General features: G+C 62.6%; 22 protein-coding genes and 1 tRNA gene. 10 read left to right on the forward strand and 13 right to left on the reverse strand.

What is annotated here, in order from left to right; genetic code table 11:
• Both APH42_RS14550 and APH42_RS14555 read right to left on the reverse strand, forming a co-directional pair.
• Nucleotides 1-1,197, reverse strand: a 1,197-nt coding sequence (locus APH42_RS14550; RefSeq protein WP_060493598.1) for an aryl-sulfate sulfotransferase, incomplete at its 3' end; no start/stop codon positions are given.
• Nucleotides 1,198-1,214: 17 nt separating this feature from the next.
• The gene (locus APH42_RS14555; RefSeq protein WP_060493599.1) at nucleotides 1,215-3,551 is read right to left on the reverse strand and encodes a TonB-dependent receptor; all 2,337 of its coding nucleotides are present in this window, start codon (nucleotides 3,549-3,551) and stop codon (nucleotides 1,215-1,217) included.
• Between the two features lie 192 nt (nucleotides 3,552-3,743).
• Between APH42_RS14555 and APH42_RS14560 the strand changes: the two genes are divergently transcribed.
• A complete protein-coding gene (locus tag APH42_RS14560) occupies nucleotides 3,744-4,658 on the forward strand; it encodes a LysR family transcriptional regulator (RefSeq protein WP_060493600.1) in 915 nt (304 codons plus the stop codon).
• 117 nt (nucleotides 4,659-4,775) lie between these two features.
• Here the strand turns inward: APH42_RS14560 and APH42_RS14565 are convergent, their stop codons facing one another.
• Both APH42_RS14565 and APH42_RS14570 read right to left on the reverse strand, forming a co-directional pair.
• Nucleotides 4,776-5,681 (reverse strand): TauD/TfdA family dioxygenase, encoded by a 906-nt coding sequence (locus APH42_RS14565; RefSeq protein ID WP_012270016.1) that lies wholly within the window; start codon nucleotides 5,679-5,681, stop codon nucleotides 4,776-4,778.
• 40 nt (nucleotides 5,682-5,721) lie between these two features.
• Nucleotides 5,722-6,759, reverse strand: a complete 1,038-nt coding sequence (locus APH42_RS14570) for an ABC transporter substrate-binding protein (RefSeq protein ID WP_060493601.1) — start codon at nucleotides 6,757-6,759, stop codon at nucleotides 5,722-5,724.
• 297 nt (nucleotides 6,760-7,056) lie between these two features.
• Between APH42_RS14570 and APH42_RS14575 the strand changes: the two genes are divergently transcribed.
• The 5 genes from APH42_RS14575 (at nucleotide 7,057) to APH42_RS14595 (ending at nucleotide 12,210) form a co-directional block, all read left to right on the forward strand.
• Complete coding sequence (locus tag APH42_RS14575; RefSeq protein ID WP_012270014.1) at nucleotides 7,057-8,661, forward strand: ABC transporter permease; 1,605 nt, start codon at nucleotides 7,057-7,059, stop codon at nucleotides 8,659-8,661.
• Nucleotides 8,658-9,521 carry an ABC transporter ATP-binding protein gene (locus tag APH42_RS14580; RefSeq protein WP_060493602.1) on the forward strand — a complete coding sequence of 288 codons (864 nt, stop codon included), beginning with the start codon at nucleotides 8,658-8,660 and terminating at the stop codon, nucleotides 9,519-9,521. Before APH42_RS14575 ends, APH42_RS14580 begins: the two co-directional genes overlap by 4 nt.
• A gap of 112 nt (nucleotides 9,522-9,633) precedes the next feature.
• Nucleotides 9,634-9,710 (forward strand) — tRNA-Arg (locus APH42_RS14585).
• Nucleotides 9,711-9,871: 161 nt separating this feature from the next.
• The gene (locus APH42_RS14590; protein ID WP_060493603.1) at nucleotides 9,872-11,602 is read left to right on the forward strand and encodes a dipeptidase; all 1,731 of its coding nucleotides are present in this window, start codon (nucleotides 9,872-9,874) and stop codon (nucleotides 11,600-11,602) included.
• A gap of 170 nt (nucleotides 11,603-11,772) precedes the next feature.
• A complete protein-coding gene (locus APH42_RS14595) occupies nucleotides 11,773-12,210 on the forward strand; it encodes a CBS domain-containing protein (RefSeq protein ID WP_012270011.1) in 438 nt (145 codons plus the stop codon).
• 6 nt (nucleotides 12,211-12,216) lie between these two features.
• Here APH42_RS14595 and APH42_RS14600 read toward each other — a convergent pair whose 3' ends face one another.
• From APH42_RS14600 to APH42_RS14610, 3 genes are all read right to left on the reverse strand, one after another.
• On the reverse strand, nucleotides 12,217-12,855 hold the full coding sequence (locus APH42_RS14600) for a hypothetical protein (protein WP_012270010.1): 639 nt from the start codon (nucleotides 12,853-12,855) through the stop codon (nucleotides 12,217-12,219).
• A 69-nt stretch (nucleotides 12,856-12,924) separates the two neighbouring features.
• Nucleotides 12,925-13,167 carry a DUF2789 domain-containing protein gene (locus APH42_RS14605; protein ID WP_012270009.1) on the reverse strand — a complete coding sequence of 81 codons (243 nt, stop codon included), beginning with the start codon at nucleotides 13,165-13,167 and terminating at the stop codon, nucleotides 12,925-12,927.
• A 61-nt stretch (nucleotides 13,168-13,228) separates the two neighbouring features.
• Nucleotides 13,229-13,687 carry an aminoacyl-tRNA deacylase gene (locus APH42_RS14610; RefSeq protein ID WP_012270008.1) on the reverse strand — a complete coding sequence of 153 codons (459 nt, stop codon included), beginning with the start codon at nucleotides 13,685-13,687 and terminating at the stop codon, nucleotides 13,229-13,231.
• Nucleotides 13,688-13,785: 98 nt separating this feature from the next.
• Between APH42_RS14610 and APH42_RS14615 the strand changes: the two genes are divergently transcribed.
• Nucleotides 13,786-15,129: a nodulation protein NfeD gene (locus tag APH42_RS14615; protein WP_060493604.1), complete on the forward strand. Its 1,344-nt coding sequence runs from the start codon at nucleotides 13,786-13,788 to the stop codon at nucleotides 15,127-15,129.
• Nucleotides 15,130-15,131: 2 nt separating this feature from the next.
• Nucleotides 15,132-15,887 (forward strand): slipin family protein, encoded by a 756-nt coding sequence (locus APH42_RS14620; RefSeq protein ID WP_012270006.1) that lies wholly within the window; start codon nucleotides 15,132-15,134, stop codon nucleotides 15,885-15,887.
• Between the two features lie 71 nt (nucleotides 15,888-15,958).
• Here APH42_RS14620 and APH42_RS14625 read toward each other — a convergent pair whose 3' ends face one another.
• The 3 genes from APH42_RS14625 to APH42_RS14635 form a co-directional block, all read right to left on the reverse strand.
• Nucleotides 15,959-16,591 carry a LysE family transporter gene (locus APH42_RS14625; RefSeq protein WP_060493605.1) on the reverse strand — a complete coding sequence of 211 codons (633 nt, stop codon included), beginning with the start codon at nucleotides 16,589-16,591 and terminating at the stop codon, nucleotides 15,959-15,961.
• 134 nt (nucleotides 16,592-16,725) lie between these two features.
• Nucleotides 16,726-17,313, reverse strand: coding sequence for a mechanosensitive ion channel family protein (locus APH42_RS14630; RefSeq protein WP_060493606.1), 588 nt, complete (start codon nucleotides 17,311-17,313; stop codon nucleotides 16,726-16,728).
• Nucleotides 17,313-19,223 carry an ATP-binding cassette domain-containing protein gene (locus APH42_RS14635; RefSeq protein WP_041166349.1) on the reverse strand — a complete coding sequence of 637 codons (1,911 nt, stop codon included), beginning with the start codon at nucleotides 19,221-19,223 and terminating at the stop codon, nucleotides 17,313-17,315. Before APH42_RS14635 ends, APH42_RS14630 begins: the two co-directional genes overlap by 1 nt.
• Before the next feature lie 50 nt (nucleotides 19,224-19,273).
• Here APH42_RS14635 and APH42_RS14640 point away from each other — a divergent pair, with 50 nt between their 5' ends.
• Complete coding sequence (locus tag APH42_RS14640) at nucleotides 19,274-19,756, forward strand: TIGR02444 family protein (RefSeq protein ID WP_060493607.1); 483 nt, start codon at nucleotides 19,274-19,276, stop codon at nucleotides 19,754-19,756.
• Here APH42_RS14640 and APH42_RS14645 read toward each other — a convergent pair.
• Nucleotides 19,732-20,841, reverse strand: coding sequence for an AlgP family protein (locus tag APH42_RS14645; protein WP_060493608.1), 1,110 nt, complete (start codon nucleotides 20,839-20,841; stop codon nucleotides 19,732-19,734). The two genes, APH42_RS14640 and APH42_RS14645, sit on opposite strands and share 25 nt — an antisense overlap.
• Before the next feature lie 178 nt (nucleotides 20,842-21,019).
• On the opposite strand from APH42_RS14645, the gene APH42_RS14650 reads away from it, so the two are divergent.
• A complete protein-coding gene (locus APH42_RS14650; RefSeq protein ID WP_012270000.1) occupies nucleotides 21,020-21,658 on the forward strand; it encodes an FKBP-type peptidyl-prolyl cis-trans isomerase in 639 nt (212 codons plus the stop codon).
• 9 nt (nucleotides 21,659-21,667) lie between these two features.
• Here the strand turns inward: APH42_RS14650 and APH42_RS14655 are convergent, their stop codons facing one another.
• Together APH42_RS14655 and APH42_RS14660 are read right to left on the reverse strand one after the other, a co-directional pair.
• A complete protein-coding gene (locus tag APH42_RS14655) occupies nucleotides 21,668-22,138 on the reverse strand; it encodes an Rsd/AlgQ family anti-sigma factor (RefSeq protein WP_012269999.1) in 471 nt (156 codons plus the stop codon).
• 231 nt (nucleotides 22,139-22,369) lie between these two features.
• Nucleotides 22,370-22,876, reverse strand: coding sequence for a disulfide bond formation protein B (locus APH42_RS14660; protein ID WP_012269998.1), 507 nt, complete (start codon nucleotides 22,874-22,876; stop codon nucleotides 22,370-22,372).
• Between the last annotated feature and the right edge of the window lie 46 nt (nucleotides 22,877-22,922).

Below are 22,922 nucleotides of genomic sequence, written 5' to 3' on the forward strand. Positions count from 1 at the left end.
TTGGGGGGAGGCGAGAATCCATTTCACCTGCTTGTCACGGCCGATCTTCACCACGCCCTGGTGACGTGCTGAAACGATGATGCTGTCGTCATCGGCGTCGTAATCAATGGCATTGACGTGTGCCCAGTTACGCCCGGTGCCCACCCCCGGCGTGTCACCAAAGGGCAAGTCGCCCTCGGCCAATTCGTTGGCCAACCGCTCGTCCTGTTTCTGCACCCCAGGCGGCAGTTGGATCGCCGCCTTGCCGAGGGTTTCCAGCAGATCGCCTCGGTAGGGGTCGAGGATTTGGTTGAGGTCCCAGAAATCGAGCACATCCCCGGCCTCGCTGACCTCGATGATATGGTCACGGATCGAGCGCACGCGCTTGCCGTCAGGGCGGCGGTAGTCGCTGGTGCCAACCCGTAGCAAGTAGGTGCCATTGCTGGTTTCGCGGATTTCATGGGAAAAGTCGGCGAACTTGTCGGGCAGGCTGCGCTGCCAGATGCCTCGGCCCAGCAGGTCATACTTGGAATAGGTCTGGCCCTGGCCCCAGATCAGCTTGCCGTCGCGGGTCTGCTGGAAGCCCATGGTGCCGCCCAGGCTATCGCGGCGGTTGGAGTCGTGGATCTGTTCGATATCCAGGTACCAGCGCACATCGCCATTGCTGTCGGCAATCCAGTTGTTGCCCACCTGGTCCCATTCCGCCGCACCACCCAGGGCATTCCACTTGAAGGCGCGGCCGCCCGGAATGTCGCCCTGCAGATGGTTGAACAGGTACAGGCGCTTTTCGAAGCCCGGCGCCACTTTGACCGGTTCCACCTCTGGCAACGCAGCAGTCTGCTTCGCCACCACGGGCAGACGCACGGCGGGGGCGTAGATCTGGTACTGCTCGCGAATGCGCTCGCCATCGAGCTTGTAGGTCACTTCCACCTGGTTGACGTGGTCCGGGTACAGGCCAAATACCGGGATACCGCCGTAGGTCCACAGCGAACGGTCGGACACGTCATAGACGATGTCCACGCCCCGCTCACCGCGCCCCAGCACACGGACATGCGCGTCACTCAGGCTGCGCCCGCCGTCGCGGATGATCGCGGTCAGCGGCGCCAGGCGGTACGGGTTGACCACCACGTCGCCGAGCAGCGCTTCGTCGCGCTCCGGGACTTTTGCGGTCAGGCAGGCGCCTTCAGGCAGTGCAGGGGTTTGGGTCTTGGCATTCATGGCATAGCTCCTTGTGCTCAGAAGTCGTAACGGGCGGTTGCGCCGAAGGTGCGTGGGGTGCCGAGCACGCCGGCATAACCACCGTTGGCGGAATTCCACAGGCTGGTGAAGTAGGTTTTGTCGCCGGCGTTTTTCACCCACAGCGACAGGTCGACCACGCCGTCGCCCTGGTCCAGGCGCACACCGGCGGAAAGGTTGACCAGCGCGTAGCTGGGGATCTGGCCGAAATCGGAATCGTCAATGGTGCCCACGGCCTTCGAGCGGAAGGCGTAGCTGGCAGTGACGTAGGGCTCGACATGCTCGGTGGCTTGCCACTTGTATTGGGTGTTGAGGTTGGCGATGTACTTGGAGGCGCCGACCACCTGGTGGCCGGACAGATCGCAGGTGGCAGTGGCATTGGCCAGGCTCACCTCCGGCGGGCATGGGGCGTCCTTGTACTCGGTGTAGCGCACGTCGTTCCACGAACCGTTGAAGTTGACCGTGAGGCCACGAATCGGCAGCGCCGTGGCCTCGAACTCCAGGCCGCGCGAGCGCACGCGCCCGGCGTTGGCCAGGTACTGCACGCGGTTGATCTGGTCGTAGACGTTGGCCTGGTAACCATGCACTTCAGCCCAGAACAGATTGCTGTTGAGTTGCAGGCGGCCGTCGAACAAGGTGCTTTTCAAGCCCAGTTCGGCGTTGTTGACCCGCTCGGTGCCCACCAGCAGCGAATCGGTGCCCAGCCGTGGCGCGGCGCCTACAGTCAGGTTTACACCGCCAGATTTCTCACCGTGAGTCAGGGTGGCGTAGCCCAGCAGTTGCTCGCTGAAGCGGTAGCTCAGGCCCAACAGGCCGGAAGGGCTGAAGCTGTATTGGTTGAGGTCGCCCGAATCATAGGCACCTATCCGGGCCTGGCGCGCAGCGGCAGCGGCCCCATCTACCGCGGCACCGCCGCTGGGCGCATCGCGAGTCACCCAGGCGCTCTTTTCTTCGTAGGTTCCGCGAATACCGGCGGTGAAGTCCAGGCGATCGGTGACATGCCAGGTGCCCTGGGCGAACAGCGCGTAGCTGTCGGTATCGATGTGCCCATCACCAATTGTGTTGACGTTGTTCAGCGCACCGGCCGGGGTCAGGTTCCAGATATCCGCCTGCGGCCCGTAATAGGTGAAGGACTTGTTGTCCAGGTCCTGCTTGAAGTAGTAGGCACCCAGCACATAGTCGAATGCACCACCGGTGGGCGATGCCAGGCGGATTTCCTGCGAGTACTGCTTGTCACGCACCGATACACCGGCACTGTAGAACACCGGCACGTTCAGGCCGTCGTCGTTGCGCGGGGTGAAGTCCCACCAGCGGTAGGCGGTGATCGAAGTCAGGGTGAAGTCGTTGGGCAAGGTCCAGTTGGCCTCCACCGAAGTACCGCCCTGGAACACCGTCACCTGTTGGTCGGCGTCGAAATTGACCTTGCGGTCCTTGCCCGACACCAGCGTCGCGCCCGCCTGGGCGGCCAGGCTTTCGTAGCGATTGACGCCATTGATGGTCGGCCCGGTGCTGTACAGGCTGAGAATGCCGTTGTTGGAGTCTTCTTCGTTGTACTCGCCTATCCAGCGCAGGTTGAAGGTGTCGCTGGGCTTGAACAGCAGTTGGGTGCGAAAGCCCTGGCGCTTGCCGCCGTTGAGGTCGTCACCGTTGTGGATGTTCTTCACATAGCCATCGTCTTCGGTGCGATAGGCGCTGATGCGCCCGGCCAGCGTCTCGCTGATCGGCCCCGAGAAACTGCCCTGGGTTTGCAGGTAGCCGTCTTCGCCGAACGACTGCTGGATGCTGCCTTCGCGGTGGAAGGTGGGCTTGCGCGTGGTGATGTTCAGCACACCAGCGGTGGTGTTCTTGCCGAACAACGTGCCCTGCGGGCCGCGCAGCACTTCCAGCTGCTCGACATCCAGCAGGTCGAATACCGCCATGCCGGGGCGGCCGAGGTAGACGTTGTCCAGGTAGATACCAACGCTGCCTTCCAAGCCGTCGCTGGCCGGGTTGTTACCCAGGCCACGGATCGAGATGCTCGACTGGCGCGCATGCACATAAGCGACGTTGGTGCTGGGCACCAACTGTTGCAAATCCTGCACGCGGTAGATGCGCTGAGTTTCCAGGGTTTCGCTGTCCAACACGCTGATCGGCGTGGGCACGCTTTGCGCGGTTTCTTCCCGGCGACGAGCATTGACCGTGACGGTGCCGAGCTTGGCTTCCTGTTCCACCGCCGGGGTGGCACTGACCGGCGCTTCGGCAAAGCTTCCGGAGGACGCCGCCAGCAGCACGCCAGCGGCCAAGGGTTGCAAGGTGAAACGCGACGCGCGCGCAGGCCAACGGGAAAGTCCGGACATGCAAATGCTCCTTGAGGCATGGGCCCTGGCGAGCATTTCCGTTGGCGGAACCGAGTCGCGGTCAGACGGGCTTATATTCTTTTAAGTGATATAAATATTTGTAATTCATATTTAGTGGAATAAGTAACACCCTTTATAAGGGGACTCACCCTTGTCAGCAATTGCATTTGACCGAAGGTTTTAATGTAGAAAATGCATATCGATCTGCGTCAACTGCGCCACTACATTGCCCTTGTCGAGCACCGCAGTTTCGTGGCGGCAGCGGCGGCGGTTAACCTGTCGCAATCGGCTTTCAGCCGCAGCATCCAGACCCTGGAGCACAACATCGGCTGCCGCCTGGTGGACCGCGCCAGCAAGGAACTGGCGCCAACCCGCCAGGGGTTGCTGGTGCTGGAGCATTCGCGGCGGCTGGTGCATGGGGCGCACAACCTGGTCAACGAAATTCACCAATTCAACGGCGCAACCACCGGGGTGGTGCGCTTTGGCTCCGGCCCCGCGCCAGCCGGTGGTTTGGTGCCGCGTGCGGTGGCGCGCTTCGTGGCCGAATTCCCGGCGGCGCGCACCTGCTTCCAGGTGGACAACTGGCAGGCGCTGAACCGCAAGCTGGTAGCCGAGGAGATCGAGTTTTTCGTTGCCGACACCCGCCAGTTCGAGTCTGACCCGGATTACCAAGTGCACAAGCTGACGCCGCAACGCTGGCATTTTTGCTGCCGCGCCGGGCACCCGCTGACCAAGCGGCAGAGCGTGCTGGCACGAGACCTGTTCGACTATCCGATGGCCACCACTTTTCGCCCGCCGAATATCCGCAAGATCCTCAGTGACCTTAGTGGGCGGCAGGACTTCTTGCCTGCGGTGGAGTGCGAGCATGGGTACGCGCTGCTGAATGTGGTGATGCACTCGGACACCATCGGCATTGCCTGCAATGCCAATTTGCGGCCTTATCAACGCGACGGCGGGCTGGTGAAGTTGCAGCTGGCGGACCTGACGCCGGAGCAGGAAGAAGCGTGCCATACACGCTATGGAGTGGTGAGCCGGGTGGGGTATGGCTTGTCGCCGTTGGCGCAAGGGCTGGTGAGGCAGTTGATTGCCTGTGATACCGAGATGTAGCTGGGGGCTTCGCCCCGGATCGCAACACAAGGCCGCTACACATTGGCTCGGCGTGCGCCGTGCTTTTGTGGAAGCGGCCTTGTGTCGCGACAGGGCCGCAAAGCGGCCCCGGCACTCTCAACCTTTACGCGTAGTCCGGCTCAGTTGACCATCCACACCCACCGGCACTTCTCCCGCCAATGTGACCCGGCGCACAACCCGCGGCTGGGTCCCATAATCATCCACCGCATAATGCTGCGTCGCGCGGTTATCCCAAATCGCCACATCCCCCACCTGCCAGCGCCAGCGCACAGTGTTCTCCAGGCGCGTCACATGCCCTTGCAGCACAGCGAACAGGTGCTGCGAATCTGCCAGCGAATAGCCCTTGATGCGTTTAACGAAGTGCCCCAATTGCAGTGCCCGCTCACCACTGATCGGATGCACGCGTACCACCGGGTGCTCGGTTTCGTACACGGTCGATGTGAATACCTTGCGATAACGCTCAAGCTTGGCCGGGTCTACATCTGGCTTGATGCTGGCGTAGTCGTATTCGTTGCTGTGCACCGCCCACAGCTTGTCGGCCAGCTCGCGCAGCGGCTCAGGCAATTCCTGGTAGGCCGCAGCCGTGTTGGCCCACACGGTATCGCCACCGGATGTCGGCGCCACCACGCTGCGCAGGATCGAGGCTTTGGGGTAGGCATCGACGAAGGTCACGTCGGTGTGCCAGGAGTTGGCTCGCTGACCTTCGGCGCCATCCAGTTGCAGCAGGTAGCTGGTGCCATCGACCACCGGTACGGTCGGGTGGGCCACCGGCTCGCCGAGCAGTTTGGCAAAACCTTCCTGGCTCTGGTCATCCAGGTGGGTCTGCTCACGGAAGAAGATCACTTTGTGTTGTACCAGGGCCGCCTGAATAGCCTCGACGGTAGCTGCGTCGAGGTCGGCGGACAGTCTTACCCCGCGGATTTCGGCGCCGATACGGCCGGCAACCGGGTGAATGTCGAGTTCAAGGGCTTGTGGCGCGGTGGCCAGGGCAGCATTGCTCATGGTCGTGGTCCTTGCGGTCATTGTCGGGGTTTTTGAAGGTTCAGCGGGCGGCCTGCACGGCCTGCTCCTGTTTCAGCGCAGCATCGAGGAAACGCGGTTCGATCCAGTCGGCCACCTGAAAGCCACGGCGAATCAAACGCTCCTTGGCAGCCAGGTCGACGCCTTGCTGCAGTTGGCCGACGAATCCGGCGTCCAGGCGTGGGTCGAAGTAGTGGGCGAGGTCTTCCTTGGCCAGGTCATCGCTGAGGATGCTGCGCGGCCAATTGGCGTTGCTGGCCACCAGATCGATGTAGGCCTGACGGTTGTGTTCATCGCGCAGCCAGGCACTGGCCTGCTCCTGGGCATTGACCAGGCGCTGCACCAGCTCGGGGTATTGACGGATGAAATCGCCGGTGCCCAGCAGCACTGCCTGGGTGCTGCCGGCGCCTTCGAGGTCACGCGAATTGACCGGTAGCTCGACCAGCCCGCGCTCACGCAGCGATAGCAGGTTGGACAGGCCCCAGGTGGCATCGATCTGCTTGGCCGCCAGCGCAGCGTTGGCGGCGTTGAAATCGAGGTTTATCACCTTCAGCTCACGCTCGCTCAGCCCCTGGCTGGCCAGGGCGCTGGCGAACGACAACTGGTTGGCAGTGCCGCGGAACACCGCCACACGCTTGCCCTTGAGGTCGTGCAGGGTCTTGATGCCAGAGCCCGGTACCACGCCCAGGTAGCTCTTCACCCCGCGCACGCCCGCCGACAGCACGCGGGTATCCAGGCCATTGGCCTTGCCGACGATTGCCGCCAGGTCGCCGAGGTACGCGAAATCAGCCTGGCCGTTGGCCAATGCCTCGTTCACCACCGGCCCGGCACCCTTGAAAAAGCGCCAGTCGATGCGGATGCCGTCCTTGGCGAATTCCTTCTCCAGCAATTGCTGGTCACGCAGTACATCGACCACACCACCGGCGCTGGCCTTGCTGCCGGCGCTCAGGTCGGGGACGGCGATGCGGATGCTTGCTGGCTTGGCCGGTTCAGCCGCGTGGGCACTTAGGGTGAACGCCAGCCCAAGGGCGGTAATCAGGTGACGCAACGGGATTTTCATGGCAAGGCTCCTTGGCAGGCTGCCACCGGCGATGGCCGGCGCTTTGGCCAGAAGCTAGGCAGGTCTGGTTAGAACCCACAAAGATCAAAACTTCATTTTTTAGTAACTGAAAGGCATAAATCAGGCTGCATGCGGGCCTGAGCGGAGCTTGCGGAAAACGCATGGAAAATATGAGGAAAACGCAACGGCAAGGGGCTTCCCCATGCAGAGGACGCATGCTCTTATCTCTTGAATGCTGATTAAGTTAATTTTTAATTCCATAAGTGAATAACTTAACAACGCTTCGGGAAATGGCCTATGAATGGAGTGCTGAGCAGGAATCGGGGGGGGCCGCTACGCGGCCCATTCGCGGCGCAAGGCCGCTCCCACAGGGACCGCATTCTCTCTGTGGAGCGGGTTCTGCCGTGGTTGCTGCCTGTGCTGATTGCGCTGCTATGGGGGGTGGCCAGCCGGCAGCACTGGATGAGCGAGCAGATACTGCCGGCACCAGCGCTGGTGTGGCAAAGCGCGCTGGAGTTTGGCGCCGGCGAGCTTTGGGGACACCTGTGGATAAGCTTGCAGCGGTTGTTCTGGGGGCTGGCGGTAGGTATCGGCAGCGGCTTGCTGCTGGGTGTATGGCTGGGCGCTTCGCGTCAGGCGCAGACATTGGTGCTGCCAACCTTCGTGGCGCTGGCGCAGATTCCGACCCTGGCCTGGATCCCGTTGTTCATGCTGTTCTTCGGCATCGGCGAGTTGCTCAAGCTGGTGGTGCTGGTGAAAGCCGTGGTGGTCCCCGTCACCTTGCACACGCTGGTCGGTGTGCGCGATGCCCAGCCCAAGCTGCGCGAGGCCGCCGCGGCGCTGCGCCTGCCTCGCCATCTGCTGTTTCTGCGCCTGTTGCTACCGGCGGCCCTGCCCGCCTTTCTGACTGGCGTACGCCTGGCACTGGCCACCGGCTGGACCTCACTGCTGGCGGTCGAGTTGCTGGCTTCCAGCGAGGGGATCGGTTACCTGATGGTCTGGGGGCGGCAGCTGTTCATGCTCGACCTGGTGCTGCTGTGCATCCTGGTGATCGGCCTGGTCGGTGCCGTGCTGGAGCGCAGTTTTTCGGCCCTGGAACATCGCCTGCTTTACTGGCCGCAACCGGCCACCGGGGAACACCAGCGCGGTGCTGTGCCGCGTGGCTGGCAAAGCCTGCTGCTTCCCTTGGCGATACTGGCGTTGTGGCAGGCCAGCAGCAGCTTCGGTTGGGTCGACCCGAATATCTTGACCTCGCCACTGGAGGTACTGCGCACGCTGCTGGTCGGCCTGGCTGATGGTTCGCTACCACAAGCCTTGCTGCTCAGCCTGCAACGCACCCTGACCGGCTTGCTGCTGGGTGGCGGCGCTGGCCTGCTGGCCGGCTTGGTGCTAGGGCTGTCCCGTAATGCCGAGCGCCTGTTCGGGCCGAGCCTGACAGCCTTGCGCCAGGTGGCGCTGTTCGCCTGGGTGCCGCTGCTCACCGCCTGGTTCGGCCTGGGCGAAGGGGCCAAGCATGTATTCGTCGGGCTGGCCGCGTTCTTCCCGTTGCTGATCGCTACCCAGCGCGGTATCGCCGGCCTCTCACCACAGTTGGGCGAAGCCGCCCGCACCCTGCGTCTGGGTCTGTGGCAACGCTTGCGCCTGCTGGTACTGCCCGGTGCGGCCCCGGGCATTTTCGCGGGCCTGCGCCTGTCGCTGATCTATGCCTGGCTGGGCACCATCGGTGCCGAATACTTCATGCCCTCGGACGGCGGCATCGCCAGCCTGATGATCGGTGCCCAGCAGCTGTTCCGTATGGACCAGGTGATGGCCGCCATGCTGTTGATCGGCCTGGTCGGCGCCCTGCTCGGCACCCTTGGACAACGCCTTGAATCGCGCGCCACGCGCTGGAGAACCGCATGAACGCCTTCAACACTTCGCACCTGCACGCGGCCAACCAGCCCGACGCAACCCCGCCCCTGGTCAGTTTCGAAGGGGTGGGCAAAGTGTTCAGCGTCGATGGCCAACCGCTCGAGGCCATCCGCAACTTCAACCTTTCGATCAACCAGGGCGAGTTCATCGCCATCGTCGGCGCTTCCGGCTGCGGCAAGTCCACCCTGCTGCGCCTGCTGGTGGGGTTGGATACCGACTACAGCGGCAGCATTCGCATCGACGGCCACGCCGTCAGCGGTATTGGTGGCGAACGTGGCATCGTGTTCCAGGAGCATCGGCTGTTTCCCTGGTTGAACGTGGAACAGAACATTGCGCTGGGCCTGGCCAACGAGTCGCTCACCCAAGGTGAGCGCGCCCGGCGGGTACATGAATTCGTACAACTGGTGGGGCTGGTCGGCTTCGAGTCGGCCTATCCACACCAGCTGTCCGGTGGTATGGCCCAGCGTGTGGCGATAGCCCGTGGCCTGGTAGCCAGCCCGCGCATCCTGCTGCTCGACGAGCCGTTCGGCGCACTGGATGCGCTGACCCGCCAGCAACTGCAGGACGAATTGCTGGCCATTCGCGAGCGGGCGGGCATCACCACCTTGCTGGTGACCCACGATGCCGAAGAGGCGACGTACCTGGCGGATCGGGTTGTGGTGCTGGAGCCACGGCCGGGTCGCATCAAATCGGTGGTGGGCATAGACCTGCCGCACCCGCGCTTGCGCTCCGGCGTAGCGCTGCACGGCCTGCGCGAAAAGGTGCTGCACCAGATCACCGGCGACGGCGGCTACCTGCCGCCACCGTCACGCCGTGTAGAGGACCTGAGGCCCGAGTTGATCGCCCTCTGAGAAGTCGGCATGCATCCGGCCTGTAGGGATCTGCACAACCAACAAGGTAAAAACAGCTACAGATCAAGGCGATGGACGTCACCGATTCAGATGGGTATCATGCGTGCGCGTTGCACTCGTAGCTCAGCTGGATAGAGTACTGCCCTCCGAAGGCAGGGGTCGTGGGTTCGAATCCCGCCGAGTGCGCCATATCAAAAAAGCCCTGGGCCTGAGCCCGGGGCTTTTTCGTTTGTGCGACAAGTCGCGTTTCTGGCACTCCCGTGCCACGGGTCATTGGTGTTAGCGTGGGCGTCTTCCCGTTTCCGGACGGGTAACCCATAACAATGATTGGCGAAGGAATGCGCGCAACCATGCACCTGAAAAAACTCACCGCCACCACCCTGCTGCTGGCCAGCATCGGCTTGTTCACTCAGCCAGCCCAGGCCAACCTCACCCAGCAGCAGTCCGCTGCCATCGTCAAAGCCTTCGACGGCAGCGACCCAAGCGACTTCAAGCAGTTCCTCGGCAAGCTCAAAGGCAGCGACTTGGCCAAGGCCGATAACCTCGAGGCAACCCTCGACGCCTACCTGGCCAACACACCATTGGCCGCCGAGCAACAGGACGAAATCAACCGCCTGCTCGGCCTGTATACCCGCATCAAGTACGGCAAGGCTGCAACCGAAACCCTGCGCGAACTGGTGGCCATTCCCACCTTCAACGTCGAGGGCACGCCGCAGTACGAAAACCCTGAGTTCCTCAAGATCGCCGACAAGATCAAGGCCCTGGCCGACAGCTTCGGCCTGGCCTTCCGCAACATCGACAACCGGGTGTACGAAATTTCGCTGGGTAGCGGCAAGGAAGTGATCGGCATCCATGCCCACGCCGACGTGGTACCGGTCAACCCGGACAACTGGAAGCTGGCCGACGGTACGCGCTTGGACCCGTTCAAGGTCACCCTGGTCGGTGACCGCATGTACGGCCGCGGCACCGAAGACGACAAGAACGGCATCGTAGTGGCGATGTATGCACTGAAGGTAGCCAAGGATGAAAACTTGCCGCTCGCCCGGCAGTTCAAGCTGCTGATCGACACCACCGAAGAAACCAGCGGTGATGCCATCCCCTACTATTTCGAGCGCAACCCTACACCTGACTACAACCTGGCCCTCGACGGCGGCTACCCAGTGGTCATCGCCGAAAAAGGCTACGGCACGGTCATGGCCAGCTTCAGCAAGCGCCCGGCCACGGGCAAGGGTGCCGAAATCGTCAACCTGACCGGTGGCCTGGCCACCAACCAGATCCCGACCACATCGGTGGCGACCCTGGTGTCCGACAACCCGGCACAGCTGGCCAAACACCTGCAGCAAGCCGGCAGCAAGTATGTGAAGCAGCACGGAAGCGACTTCAGCATCGATGCCAAGGCCGACGGCAAACAGGTGTTGCTCACCGTGACCGGTGTTTCCGCCCACTCTTCGGAGCCGGAGTCCGGGGTGAACCCGGTTGCTCGCATGCTCGACTTCATCAACGGCCTTGGCCAGCAGGTACCACTCAAGCACAACCAGTTCACCGATGCGGCCCGCTACGCGGCCGACAACTGGGGCCTGGACTACCTTGGCAACAAGCTCGGCGTGGCCTTCAAGGACCCGTTCATGGGCCCGCTGACCGCCTCGCTGACCTTTGTCGGCGTGGATGACAAGGGCCTGAAATTGGCGGTGAACCTGCGCATCCCCAAAGGCAAACCCATTGCCACGATCAAGGATGAACTGGCCGACAAACTGGGCAAGTGGACCCGGCAAAGCCACACCTCGGTGGCGTTCGACTATAGCCTGGACGAACCGATGTACCGCAACCCCGAAGGCGAATGGGTGAAAGCTTTGCTTGCTGTGGCCTCCGAGAACCTGGGCATGAAGCATGAGTTCGGCACCTCGGCCGGCGCGACCTCGGTGCACGACTTGCCCAATGGCGTACAGTTCGGCCTGGCCATGCCGGACGTGAAATACACCGGGCACAACGACAACGAGTTCAAGACCGTGGACCAGTTCATGCTGGACCTGCAGGTAGAAAGCGAGATGGTGGCACGGCTCGGGCAAATGCCGAAGCTTTGATTGGCAGTACCGGCCTCTTCGCGGCTAAAGCCACGAGGAGGCCGGCCCAGGCAAACACCCATGCCGTTTTTCAATCGACTCCATGCCGTTTCCTGCATTGCCGTGCAGAGCGCCGTACCGGATGCTTTAGTTACACCGAGACAGCGCTTTTTTCACCCGCAGAGGCCCGTATGAAGACCGTCGAACAAATCCTCAAGACCAAGTCCCAGCACCAGACCGTTTACACCATCGGCCCGGATGACTCGGTGCTCGACGCCCTGAAAATGCTGGCGGAGAAAAACGTCGGTGCGCTGCCCGTGGTCGAGGGCAACCAAGTGGTGGGTATCGTCAGTGAACGGGACTATGCGCGCAAACTCGTACTCAAAGGCCGCTCTTCCGCCGCCACACCGGTGCGCGAAATCATGAGTGCACCGGTGGTCACCGTGGAGCCCAAGCAAAAGCTCGACTTCTGCATGAACCTGATGACCGACCGTCACCTGCGTCATCTGCCGGTGGTCGACAACGGCAAACTGCTCGGCCTGCTGTCGATCGGCGACCTGGTGAAGGAAACCATCGCCGAACAGGCCAGCCTGATTCAACAAATGGAACAGTACATCCGCGGCGAGTGAGCCCCTTCAATGGTAGGCGCGCTCCAGCTCGTCCAGCTGATGGTCGAAGCTGCGCAGGCGCGCCGACCAGGTGTACACCAGCACTTCCAGGTCACGGTTCAGTACTGCCGTATTGCCGTGGCCGCTGTGCGTGGGTTCGCCCAGGTCCAGCTGGTAGCGCTCACGGGCCATGGCCTGGGCCACGCTGGACAGGTCGCGGGCGTTGGCCAGCCAGTGGTGATGATGGTCATGGATTTCGCGATCGAGCACCCGGCACTGGCGCTTCAGCGCATCCAGGCTCTGCTCCAGCGGTGTGCCCTTGAGCTCGCCCATGACTTCTTCGAAGGTGCGCCCCGAATGCCAGTAGCTGCCCCAGAAATACCGGTCGAATACGGTTTCGACGCGGCGCAGCGCCACCTTGGTGTTCCAGATGGTCAGCAACGTTCGCCCCTGGATCACTTCGCGCTTGTTCAGGTGCAACTGCTGCCAGGCGATCCAGGTCAGCGCCACCAGTACAACCGCCACGGTGACTGCGGCAGCGGCATACAGGAAATGCACCGCCTGGTTCATCTGTTGCGTCTGCCTGATGCCATAGAAGTAACTGGCCGTCAGGGTGCCCAGGATCGTCACGGAACACCAGAAACCTGGTGCGTAGGGATCTTTCATCGCGCTATCCCCTTATTGTTTTCCTGAGCATAGCAACGGCCGATCACTCGTCAGGTGCCGCTCGGCGCTTTATTTTCGGGGGCGGCGCAACGCTTCGTTGAGTTGATCGAACGGCACCGCCCAATCGGCATCTTCAATGATGCTCTCCTTGAGAAAAGCACGCTGAGAGTCGGTCCAGAACGGCGCATCCACCAGCTTGGTTTCATTCTTCAGCGGCGAATGGCTGGTGATGAACTGATCGATGCTCTTGGGATCGTCGGGCAAGCCCAACTGCTTGAACAGGTCGGCAAAGGGATGGGTCGGCGCTTCCATGGTTCCTCCTAAGCGCCAGGTAGGCCGTCCACGACGCCCGCCTGGCAGTGGTGTGAAAACATCAGCACAGCTCGCGCACTTCGGCGTGCGGCACCAGCTTCATGTACTGCTCCATGCTCATGTGGATCAAGTGATCGTGATCACCCGCCTCCAGGTAGACATCACCCTGGCGGGTTAGGCTCGGGTCGAGCAGCATTTTTATCTGGTAAGCATCGCCAAGGGCCGGCACTGCGCCGCGCTCGCAGTCATTGAACAAGCTTGGCAGGCCACTTTCACGGGTCAGTTGCCAAGCCCCGGACATGCGAACCTTGCTCATGTCCAGATGCCGGTTGGCCGGCAGCACGGCCATGATGTAGTTGCCATGACGGTCATCGAGCATCACCGACTTGGCGACCCGCTCGGCGGGCACGCCGGCCGTGCGGGCCGACTCCAGGCTGGTGGCCGAATGTGGGTGGGGAATGATGTCGTAGTCGCAGTTGGCCTTGTCCAGGCGGGCCTGCAGGGTCTTTGCCATACGCATGATGCACCTCCGGTTTCGCCCCCCAATCTCCAATTTTAGGCCGGGCCGCGGCAGGCAGGGCTAAACTTGTGTAATACAGGCAAACGAGGTGACGACAGGTGATCGCCCGCAGCTGGTGCTGGGTGTTGCTGCTGTTGTTGCTTGGCATCACGCCAGGTGGCCAGGCAGCGCCTGGTGCAGTGTGGGTGCTGGGCATCGATGACGCCATCGGCCCGGCCAGCGCCGACTACCTGGTGCGCAGCCTCGCTCAGGCTCAGGCGCAGCGCGCGCAACTGGTGGTTATCCGCATGGATACCCCTGGCGGGCTGGACAGCGCCATGCGCCAGATGATCAAGGCGATTCTCGCCAGCCCCGTGCCGGTCGCCACCTACGTCGCACCCAGTGGAGCCCGAGCCGCCAGCGCGGGTACCTACATTCTCTACGCCAGCCACGTCGCCGCGATGGCTCCTGGCACCAACCTGGGCGCCGCCACACCGGTGCAAATCGGCGGTCCGCCAGGCCCGGGCAAGGACGACAAGGGCAAAAACGGCGAAGAGGAAACCCTGGCACGCAAGCAGGTCAATGATGCCGCGGCCTACATCCGCGGCCTTGCCCAGCTGCGAGGGCGCAATGCCGAGTGGGCGGAGAAGGCTGTGCGCGAGGCCGTCAGCCTGTCGGCCAGCGAGGCGTTGCGGCTGAACGTTATCGACCAGGTTGCCGATGACCTGCCCGACCTGTTGCGCAAACTCGACGGCAAAACGTTCATGGTCGCCGGCCAGCCTCAGCAACTGCACACCACAGACGCAAGCCTGGTCGAACACCTGCCGGACTGGCGCACACGGGTACTGGCGGTGATCACCAATCCCAGCGTGGCGCTGATCCTGATCATGATTGGCGTGTACGGCCTGCTGTTCGAATTCATGAACCCTGGCTCTGCGGTGGGCGGCGTAGTCGGCGGCGTCTGCCTGCTGATGGCGCTGTACGCCCTGCAGCTATTGCCGGTGAGTTTCGCCGGCGTGGCACTTATCCTGCTCGGCATTGCCTTCATGATCGCCGAAGCCTTCTTGCCCAGTTTCGGCGTGGTCGGCTTTGGCGGCATCGTTGCCTTCGTGGTCGGCGCATTGATCCTGATCGATACAGACGCCCCCGGTTTTGGCATCCCGCTGGCCTTGATCGGCACCCTGGCACTGCTCTCGGCATTACTGATCGGCGGCGTACTAGGCATGGCCCTCAAGGCCCGCCGACGGGCACTGGTCAGCGGGGACGCCGGCCTGGTCGGCAGCCTGGTCACCGTTACCCAGGTAATGCCAGACAATCCGTTCTGTGGCCTTGTGCTGGCCCAGGGCGAGCAATGGCAAGCGCAGTGCGCAACAGTGCTGCAAGCCGGCCAGAACGTGCGGGTAACCGCGCGCCATGGCGTCATGCTGCAAGTGAGCGCTGCCGCCGCCGCGCAAGGAGAATGACCATGTTCATGCAAATGGGTTTCGGCGCCGTGCTGATCGTGCTGGTGATGCTGTTGCTGTCGGCGTTTCGCATCCTGCGCGAATACGAACGCGGTGTAGTGTTCCAGCTGGGGCGCTTCTGGCAGGTCAAGGGGCCGGGGCTGATCCTGCTGATCCCGGTGATCCAGCAAATGGTGCGGGTCGACCTGCGCACGGTGGTGCTGGATGTGCCGCCGCAGGACGTGATCACCCGCGACAACGTCTCGGTCAAGGTCAACGCGGTGTTGTACTTTCGCGTGCTCGACCCCCAGAAAGCGATCATCCAGGTCGAGGACTTTTTGGTAGCGACCAGCCAGTTGGCCCAGACCACACTGCGTGCGGTACTGGGCAAGCACGAACTGGATGAGCTGCTGGCCGAACGTGAGCAACTGAACGCGGACATTCGCCAGGTGCTGGACGCGCAAACCGATGCCTGGGGCATCAAGGTGGCCAACGTCGAGATCAAGCATGTCGACCTCAACGAATCGATGGTCCGCGCCATCGCCCGGCAGGCCGAGGCCGAACGCGAACGGCGGGCCAAGGTGATCCATGCCGAGGGGGAATTGCAGGCGTCGGAGAAGTTGATGCAGGCAGCACAGATGTTGGGCAAGGAGCCTGGGGCGATGCAGTTGCGCTATATGCAGACGCTGGGGGCGATTGCGGGGGACAGGACCTCGACCATTGTCTTCCCGATGCCGGTGGACTTGCTGACGGGGCTGGTAGACAAGCAGAAACAATAAAGGCCGCTATGCAATTACTGTAGGAGCGGCCTTGTGTCGCGATGGGCTGCAAAGCAGCCCCCGTGGCCCGATCAGAGAGGTGCGCGGCGCAGGGTCGCCAGGAAGGTCGCCGCCCCAATGAACAACCCGGCAAAAGTCCGGTTCAAACGCTTCTGCTGTTTAGGCGTACGCAGCAAGCGCAACACACGCGAAGCCAACCCGGTGTACCCGGCCATCACCAGCATGTCCACAGTGATCATGGTCACGGTGATCGCCACATACTGCGGCAGCAGCGGCGCATGCGGGTTGAGGAACTGCGGCAGCACCGCCAGCATGAACACCAGCGCCTTGGGGTTGCTGACGTTGACCAAGAAGCCACGCAAGACCAGGCTCAGCGGTTTGCCGATCGGGCGCACGCCGGATTCATCGGTCATGTCCATCGGCAAGGCACGCCACTGCTTGTACGCCAGGTACACCAGGTAGGCGACGCCAAACCATTTGATGACCTGAAACGCCGTGGCCGAGGCAGCCAGGATGGCACCGACGCCGGCAGCGATGATGGCGATCTGCAGGATCAGGCCTAGCTGCAGGCCCAGGGCATTCCAGTAACCACGCCAGAAACCATATTGCAGGCCACTGGACATCGAGGCAATCGCCCCGGCACCGGGTGAAAGGCTGATCACCCAACAGGCGGCAAAGAAGCCCAACCATACTTCCATCGACATCACACACCTCGCTCGAACATTTGTTGCAAAACGTTAAGCTAAGGTTTTGGTGAAAAAATAACCAGCGATTTTTGATGGATTTCTATCGCCTGTACCGACCTCTTCGCGGGCAAGCACGCTCCACAAGTACAGGTTCAGTCCGCTTCGCCAGCCGGCTCTTTGTGCATCGTCTGCGCCTCGGCCCCGCGCCAGCGCCGCACCGACTTCTGGAAGAACTGGCTATTGGGCACCTGCACCAAGGCCCCACCCGCTTCGGGCATTTCCAGCAGGGTGGTAAACAGCAGGTTGATGGCGATCACCCGGCCTTTCACGCCCGGCTTGTCCAGGGTGTCGACCAGTTCGACCACATCACCGATGCGAAACGGCCCGACCGTGAAGATCAGCACCGCGCACAGCAGGTTGGACAGCACGCTCCACATGGCGAAAAAGGCCACCGCCGCCACCGCGACAAAGCCGGACAATGCCGTCCACAGCACGGTCGCCGAAACACCCAGGCGCTCCAGCACGAACAGCAGTGCGCTGCCCATGATCAGCCAGCGCAGGCCGCCACGCACCGGGACCAGCAGTTCTGGCGGCAGCGGGTAACGCTGGCCCAGGCGGCTCAACCCGCGAGCAACGATGCGCTGCAGGAGGAAGGCTGCCACCAGGATCAACAGAATCTGCAAGCCCAGCCAGAAGGTGTCCATCCATTGTCCTGGCAGCAGCGACCGCAGTTCTTCCATCAGGACAACGCCTCGAGCTCGGCCTGCATGCTTTCGAGGGTTTCCAGCGCTTCCATCCAGGCCTCTTCCAGCTCACCTTCGCGTTGCTTGAGCTTGGTCTGGCGCGCCAGCAGGTCACGCAATTCGTCCTTGCGCGCCGCTTCGTAGAGGCCACCATCACCCAGCGCGGTCTCGATCTCGGCCAATTGCACGTGCACCTGGTTGAGCTCGGTTTCCAGCTTGTCGGCTGCCTTCTTGTGCGGTGCCAGTTGCTGGCGCAAGGCTGCGGCAGCCTGACGCTGGGCTTTCTTGTCGGTCTTGTCCGGGTTGACCGGGGCGGTACTGGCCGGCGCGCTGCGCTGGCGGTACTCAACCAGCCAGCGGCTGTAATCTTCCAGGTCACCGTCGAAGGTATCGACCTTGCCGTCGGCCACCAGCAGGAAATCGTCGGTGGTGCTCTTGAGCAAATGCCGGTCGTGGGACACCACCACCACGGCACCGGCAAACTCCTGCAGGGCCATGGTCAGCGCCAGGCGCATTTCCAGGTCGAGGTGGTTGGTCGGTTCGTCAAGCAGCAGCAGGTTTGGCCGCTCCCAGGCGATCAGCGCCAACGCCAGGCGGGCCTTTTCACCACCGGAGAAGTTCACCACTGGCTCGTCGCAACGGGCGCCATGGAAGTCGAAGCCGCCAAGGAAGTCGCGCAGGGTCTGCTCACGCTCGGTGGGGGCGATGCGCTGCAGGTGCAGCAGCGGGCTGGCCTTGTCATCCAGCGAGTCCAGCTGGTGCTGGGCGAAGTAGCCTACCGCGAGGTTTTCGCCACGGACCAAACGGCCCGACAAAGGCTCCAGCTCACCGGCGAGGTTCTTGATCAGGGTGGACTTGCCGGCGCCGTTGGGGCCGAGCAGGCCAATACGAGCACCCGGGGTGAGCTGCAGCTTGACCTTTTCAAGGATGGCCTTGTCGCCATAGCCAAGGCAGCCTTCGGACAGGCTCAGCAACGGGCTGGAAATTTTCTGCGATTCGCGGAAGACAAAGTCGAACGGCGAATCGACATGCGCCGCCGACAACTCCTCCATGCGCTCAAGGGCCTTGATCCGGCTTTGCGCCTGGCGGGCCTTGGTGGCCTGAGCCTTGAAGCGGGCGATGTACTTTTCCATGTGCGCGCGCTGCGCCTGCTGCTTTTCGTAGGCCTGCTGCTGCTGCGCCAGGCGTTCGGCACGGGTGCGCTCGAAGGCGGTGTAGCCGCCTTTGTACAGGTTCAACTTGCGCTGCTCGACGTGCAGCACATGGTCGACCACGGCATCGAGGAAGTCACGGTCGTGGGAGATCAGCAACAGCGTACCGGGGTAGCCCTTGAGCCAGTCTTCCAGCCACAGGATGGCGTCCAGGTCGAGGTGGTTGGTGGGTTCGTCGAGCAACAGCAGGTCGGACGGGCACATCAGTGCCTGGGCCAGGTTCAGGCGCATCCGCCAGCCACCGGAGAAGTCGCCGACGCGGCGGTCCATCTGTTCGTTGGTGAAGCCCAGGCCGGCCAGCAACTTGCGCGCGCGGGCGTCGGCGGTGTAGCCGTCGGCGCTTTCCAGTTCACTGTGCAGGCGCGCCAGGGCGGTGCCGTCGTGGGCCTGCTCGGCCGCGGCCAGTTCGGCTTGGACCTTGCGCAGGCGCACGTCGCCGTCGAGCACATAGTCCACGGCCAGGCGGTCGAGGGTGTCGACCTCCTGGCGCATATGGGCGATGCGCCAGTCACCGGGCAGTTGGCAGTCACCGGCATCGGGCGACAGCTCACCGCGCAGCAGGGCGAACAGGCTGGATTTTCCGGCGCCGTTGGCGCCGATCAGGCCGGCCTTGTGACCGGCGTGCAGGGTCATCTCGGCGCCTTCTAGCAAGCGCTGCGGACCACGCTGTAAAGTGAGGTTGGATAGTCTGATCATGATGGTCGCGGAGTCTACCAGCTTCCTCGGCCCATAGCGCGAGTGGAACCATGCACAACGACCTGTGGAGTTACGCCCTGGCCCTGTATGCCAGGCCTGGCGTGGAAGCCGCGTGCCTTGAGCTGCAAGCGCAAGGTAGCGATGTCTGCCTGCTGTTGTGCGCAACCTGGCTGCAGGCACGTGGCGTGGTCATGCTGGACGAGCGCGCGCAAGCGCTGCAGGAAGTTGTCGAGCCCTGGCAGCGTGAAGTGGTGGCCCCGTTACGCAGCCTGCGCCAACAATGGCGGGCGGCAGCGTCGCATGATGCGCAACTGGCTGCGTTGCGTGAGCAGGTGAAGGGGTTGGAGTTGCAGGCAGAAAAAACGTTGCTGGAGCGCTTGCAGGAACGCTCGCGACAGTGGCCCGGGGGCTCCCATGAGCCCTCGGACGACTGGCTGGCCCGGCTGGCGCCGGCCCCTGCCCGGCACCACGACGCGCTGGATCAACTGCGCGTCGCGGCGGCTGCGCTTCAGGACGCCGAAGACGGCGCCTGAGCCGGGGTGCTGGCGGGTGTCGACGCGGCTGCCGAAGTGGCCGGGGTCGCCGAGTTGGTTGTAACGGCCGGGGTGCTGCCGGCTGGCGTAGCGGGTTTGGCTTCGGCTGGCTTGCTGGCAACAGGCTTGGCGGCTGGCTTGGTGGCTGTGCGTGCAGGTGCCTTGGCGGTAGCTGGCTTGGCAGCTGGGGCTTTGGCGGCGGGCTTGGCTGCAGGTTTGGCAGCAGCAGTCACTTTGGCAGCTGGCTTGGCTGCAGGTTTGGCGGCAGCGGTCGCTTTGGCGGCGGGCTTGGCTGCAGGTTTGGCAGCAGCGGTCGCTTTGGCGGCTGGCTTGGCTGCAGGTTTGGCGGCAGCGGTCGCTTTGGCGGCTGGCTTGGCTGCAGGTTTGGCGGCAGCCGTCGCTTTGGCGGCGGGCTTGGCTGCAGGTTTAGCAGCGGCGGTCGCTTTGGCGGCTGGCTTGGCTGCAGGTTTAGCAGCGGCGGTCGCTTTGGCGGCGGGCTTGGCTGCAGGTTTCGCAGCAGCGGTCGCTTTGGCGGCGGGCTTGGTTGCAGGTTTCGCAGCAGCGGTCGCTTTGACGGCTGGCTTGGCCGCAGGTTTGGCAGCAGTAGTCGCTTTGGCAGCGGGCTTGGCCGCAGGTTTGGCAGCAGTAGTCGCTTTGGCAGCGGGCTTGGCCGCAGGTTTGGTAGCACGCAGGTCAAGAGCCTTGGCTGCGGCCTCGCGAACTTTACCTACACCTTGGGCCAGTTTGAGGCTGTCCTGGGCGTCGCGCTTGAGTTGCTGAATGTAAGAACGAGTCTGGGTTTGACGTTCCTTGAGGGCGTCGAGCAACTGTTCAAGTTCGCCAATGGCTTTTTGCGCCTTGGTTTGCGCCTTGGCTTTACCCGCCTTGGCCGCGTCTTGCAGTTTCAGGCGACCGTTGTGCAGTTTTTCCTGCGCCTTGCCACGCTGTTTTTCCAACTTGGCCAACAGTTTTTCCGCATCAGCCAGCGCTTGCGAGCAGGCTTCTTCCAAGTGTTCGAGCAAGCTGCCCGAAAGTTGCTGGAGCAGGTGTAACGGCGTACTTACTGGCTTCTTTTTGGCCGACATGGTTTACCTCCTGGCTGACGAGATTGCGGCTCATACTATGCTTCTGCTGCTACCGCCGCTAGGGCATGTTGACCGTAATATTTACGCCGCGTTGCATGCCTGGGCAAAGTTGTTATCTTGCAGCTGCGTGAAAGTGTAGTTGCTGAATTAATCACTGCTGGTATTTGGGAGTCAGGCGTTGCCTCGATATCTTGTTTTAGGTTTATGCCTGCTGGCCCCCATCGCCTTGGCCGACAGCGACGACCATGACCTGGCCTACAGCCTGGGCGCCAGCCTGGGTGAGCGGCTGCGTCAGGAGATGCCGGGCTTGCAGCTGGATGCACTGGTCGAAGGCCTGAAGCAGTCCTATCAGGGGCAACCCCTCAAGCTCGACAAGGCACGCATGCAGGCGGTGCTCCAGCAGCATGAAGCGCAGGAAGGTGACGCCTCGGTGCAAAAGCTGCAGGCCGCAGAAACACGCTTCATGGCCAACGAGCGTGGGCGTTACGGGGTACACGAACTAGCGGAAGGTGTGCTCTACAGCGAACTGCAAGCAGGTACGGGTGCGCAGCCAAAAGCAGGCGGCAAGGTGCAGGTGCGTTATGTGGGCAGGTTGCCTGATGGTTCGGTGTTCGACCAGAACCAGACGCCCCAGTGGTTCAACCTGGATTCTGTAATCGAGGGCTGGCAGGTGGCCTTGCCGAAGATGCACGCGGGCGCCAAATGGCGCCTGGTGATTCCTTCAGCGCAAGCCTATGGCGCCGAGGGGGCGGGTGATTTGATTGCCCCCTACACCCCCCTGGTGTTCGAGATCGAACTGCTGGCGGTTGGCGACTGACGCCAACCTTCAGGCCTGCACCGCGCCTTCTTCCTTGTGCGCGTTGTGCAGCACCTCGATCAGGCAATCCTCAAGTTCGAAGCGCTCATGCAACAGCCCGCCCAACTTGGCCAGTTTTTCGGCAAAGCGCTCGGTGTCCTTGCACTCACCCTTGGCGCAATGGTCATTGAAGGCCAGTGCGATCTGTGTGCTGTCGTTGATCCGTGGGTTGATTTCTTCGGCCAGCTTCAGCGCCTTCTCGTCCCCGAAAGCCTTGGCCTCGCTGGCCAATTGCTCGCAGACTTCGAAGTGCCACGCCGAAACGTAATCGACCAGGAGCGCGCAAAAGTCCCCGTTGGTGTCCTTGTCGGCAAAGGCTGGCTTCACATCGCGCAGGGCGCGAAAAGCCTGCACCAGTTCCTGGCGCTCCTCCAGCCAACGGTCGATCAGCTTGTGAACCCCACCCCAGCGTTCCTGGGCGTTCTGACAACTATCGAGCATGGCGATCTCTTCCCTTCTGGGTAGATGCCGCTGCACCTCGCACCACGACCGCGCAGCACAAAGGTGTCATCAGCAGGACGGCATCGAGCAGTTGTGTTTTCGGTATGCGTGCTGGGAGATTATTCCCGCGCGTGCTGGCCTTCAAGGTACGCAGCACACAAAGTTCATACAAGTGTTTAATACACTGTTATATCGCCATTGGTCGCGCTAATGGCGCAACCTTGCGCCAAGTCATGTTCTTGCCAGGGTGCGGAAACGATACGCCAGCAGGCAACTCAAGGGCAGCACCGCCAGCAGCAGGAAGGCCAACAGGCTCCACTCCGGAAGTGTCAGGTCGAGAAAGCTCCAGGTAAGCGAGCTGCAATCGGGCCCCCCCAGCAACAGTTGCCGCGCCGCCTCGGCCCAGGAGTGCTCGAACACCCGCCCGATCGGCGCCGGGCACATATGGATGACCCCATGAGCACCCTGCAACCAGACATGCCGCGCGGCCAGCACCGCGCCGGCCAGCGAGCAGCCCAGCGCCACCCGCGCATAACGAAGGGTGCCCCGCGTGCCCGGTGCCTGCAGCACCGCCGCGAGGCACAGCAGCGCGTAAAGGCCAAGCAGTAACCGCTGGCTGAAGCACAAGGGGCAAGGCACCAACCCCAGTGTGTTTTCCAGGTGGAATGAAACAACCAGTACCGCCATTGCAGCCAGGCAGGCAGGAAGAAAAAGGGTGCGCAAATGGGCCGGAAGCATGGGCTGGGTAAGTCCCGGGGAGATGTTGTGGTTTGAAACGGTAGAG

Origin of the sequence: Pseudomonas sp. NBRC 111140, from assembly GCF_001320885.1 — a bacterium.
GTDB classification, from domain to species: domain Bacteria; phylum Pseudomonadota; class Gammaproteobacteria; order Pseudomonadales; family Pseudomonadaceae; genus Aquipseudomonas; species Aquipseudomonas putida_P.

What these genes read in the sequence shown, in the direction of transcription:
- APH42_RS14555 (WP_060493599.1), bottom strand. Translation starts at nt 3,551, where the DNA reads ATGTCCGGACTTTCCCGTTGGCCTGCGCGCGCGTCGCGTTTCACCTTG.
- APH42_RS14560 (WP_060493600.1), top strand. Translation starts at nt 3,744, where the DNA reads ATGCATATCGATCTGCGTCAACTGCGCCACTACATTGCCCTTGTCGAG.
- APH42_RS14565 (WP_012270016.1), bottom strand. Translation starts at nt 5,681, where the DNA reads ATGAGCAATGCTGCCCTGGCCACCGCGCCACAAGCCCTTGAACTCGAC.
- APH42_RS14570 (WP_060493601.1), bottom strand. Translation starts at nt 6,759, where the DNA reads ATGAAAATCCCGTTGCGTCACCTGATTACCGCCCTTGGGCTGGCGTTC.
- APH42_RS14575 (WP_012270014.1), top strand. Translation starts at nt 7,057, where the DNA reads ATGAATGGAGTGCTGAGCAGGAATCGGGGGGGGCCGCTACGCGGCCCA.
- APH42_RS14580 (WP_060493602.1), top strand. Translation starts at nt 8,658, where the DNA reads ATGAACGCCTTCAACACTTCGCACCTGCACGCGGCCAACCAGCCCGAC.
- APH42_RS14590 (WP_060493603.1), top strand. Translation starts at nt 9,872, where the DNA reads ATGCACCTGAAAAAACTCACCGCCACCACCCTGCTGCTGGCCAGCATC.
- APH42_RS14595 (WP_012270011.1), top strand. Translation starts at nt 11,773, where the DNA reads ATGAAGACCGTCGAACAAATCCTCAAGACCAAGTCCCAGCACCAGACC.
- APH42_RS14600 (WP_012270010.1), bottom strand. Translation starts at nt 12,855, where the DNA reads ATGAAAGATCCCTACGCACCAGGTTTCTGGTGTTCCGTGACGATCCTG.
- APH42_RS14605 (WP_012270009.1), bottom strand. Translation starts at nt 13,167, where the DNA reads ATGGAAGCGCCGACCCATCCCTTTGCCGACCTGTTCAAGCAGTTGGGC.
- APH42_RS14610 (WP_012270008.1), bottom strand. Translation starts at nt 13,687, where the DNA reads ATGCGTATGGCAAAGACCCTGCAGGCCCGCCTGGACAAGGCCAACTGC.
- APH42_RS14620 (WP_012270006.1), top strand. Translation starts at nt 15,132, where the DNA reads ATGTTCATGCAAATGGGTTTCGGCGCCGTGCTGATCGTGCTGGTGATG.
- APH42_RS14625 (WP_060493605.1), bottom strand. Translation starts at nt 16,591, where the DNA reads ATGTCGATGGAAGTATGGTTGGGCTTCTTTGCCGCCTGTTGGGTGATC.
- APH42_RS14630 (WP_060493606.1), bottom strand. Translation starts at nt 17,313, where the DNA reads ATGGAAGAACTGCGGTCGCTGCTGCCAGGACAATGGATGGACACCTTC.
- APH42_RS14635 (WP_041166349.1), bottom strand. Translation starts at nt 19,223, where the DNA reads ATGATCAGACTATCCAACCTCACTTTACAGCGTGGTCCGCAGCGCTTG.
- APH42_RS14640 (WP_060493607.1), top strand. Translation starts at nt 19,274, where the DNA reads ATGCACAACGACCTGTGGAGTTACGCCCTGGCCCTGTATGCCAGGCCT.
- APH42_RS14645 (WP_060493608.1), bottom strand. Translation starts at nt 20,841, where the DNA reads ATGTCGGCCAAAAAGAAGCCAGTAAGTACGCCGTTACACCTGCTCCAG.
- APH42_RS14655 (WP_012269999.1), bottom strand. Translation starts at nt 22,138, where the DNA reads ATGCTCGATAGTTGTCAGAACGCCCAGGAACGCTGGGGTGGGGTTCAC.
- APH42_RS14660 (WP_012269998.1), bottom strand. Translation starts at nt 22,876, where the DNA reads ATGCTTCCGGCCCATTTGCGCACCCTTTTTCTTCCTGCCTGCCTGGCT.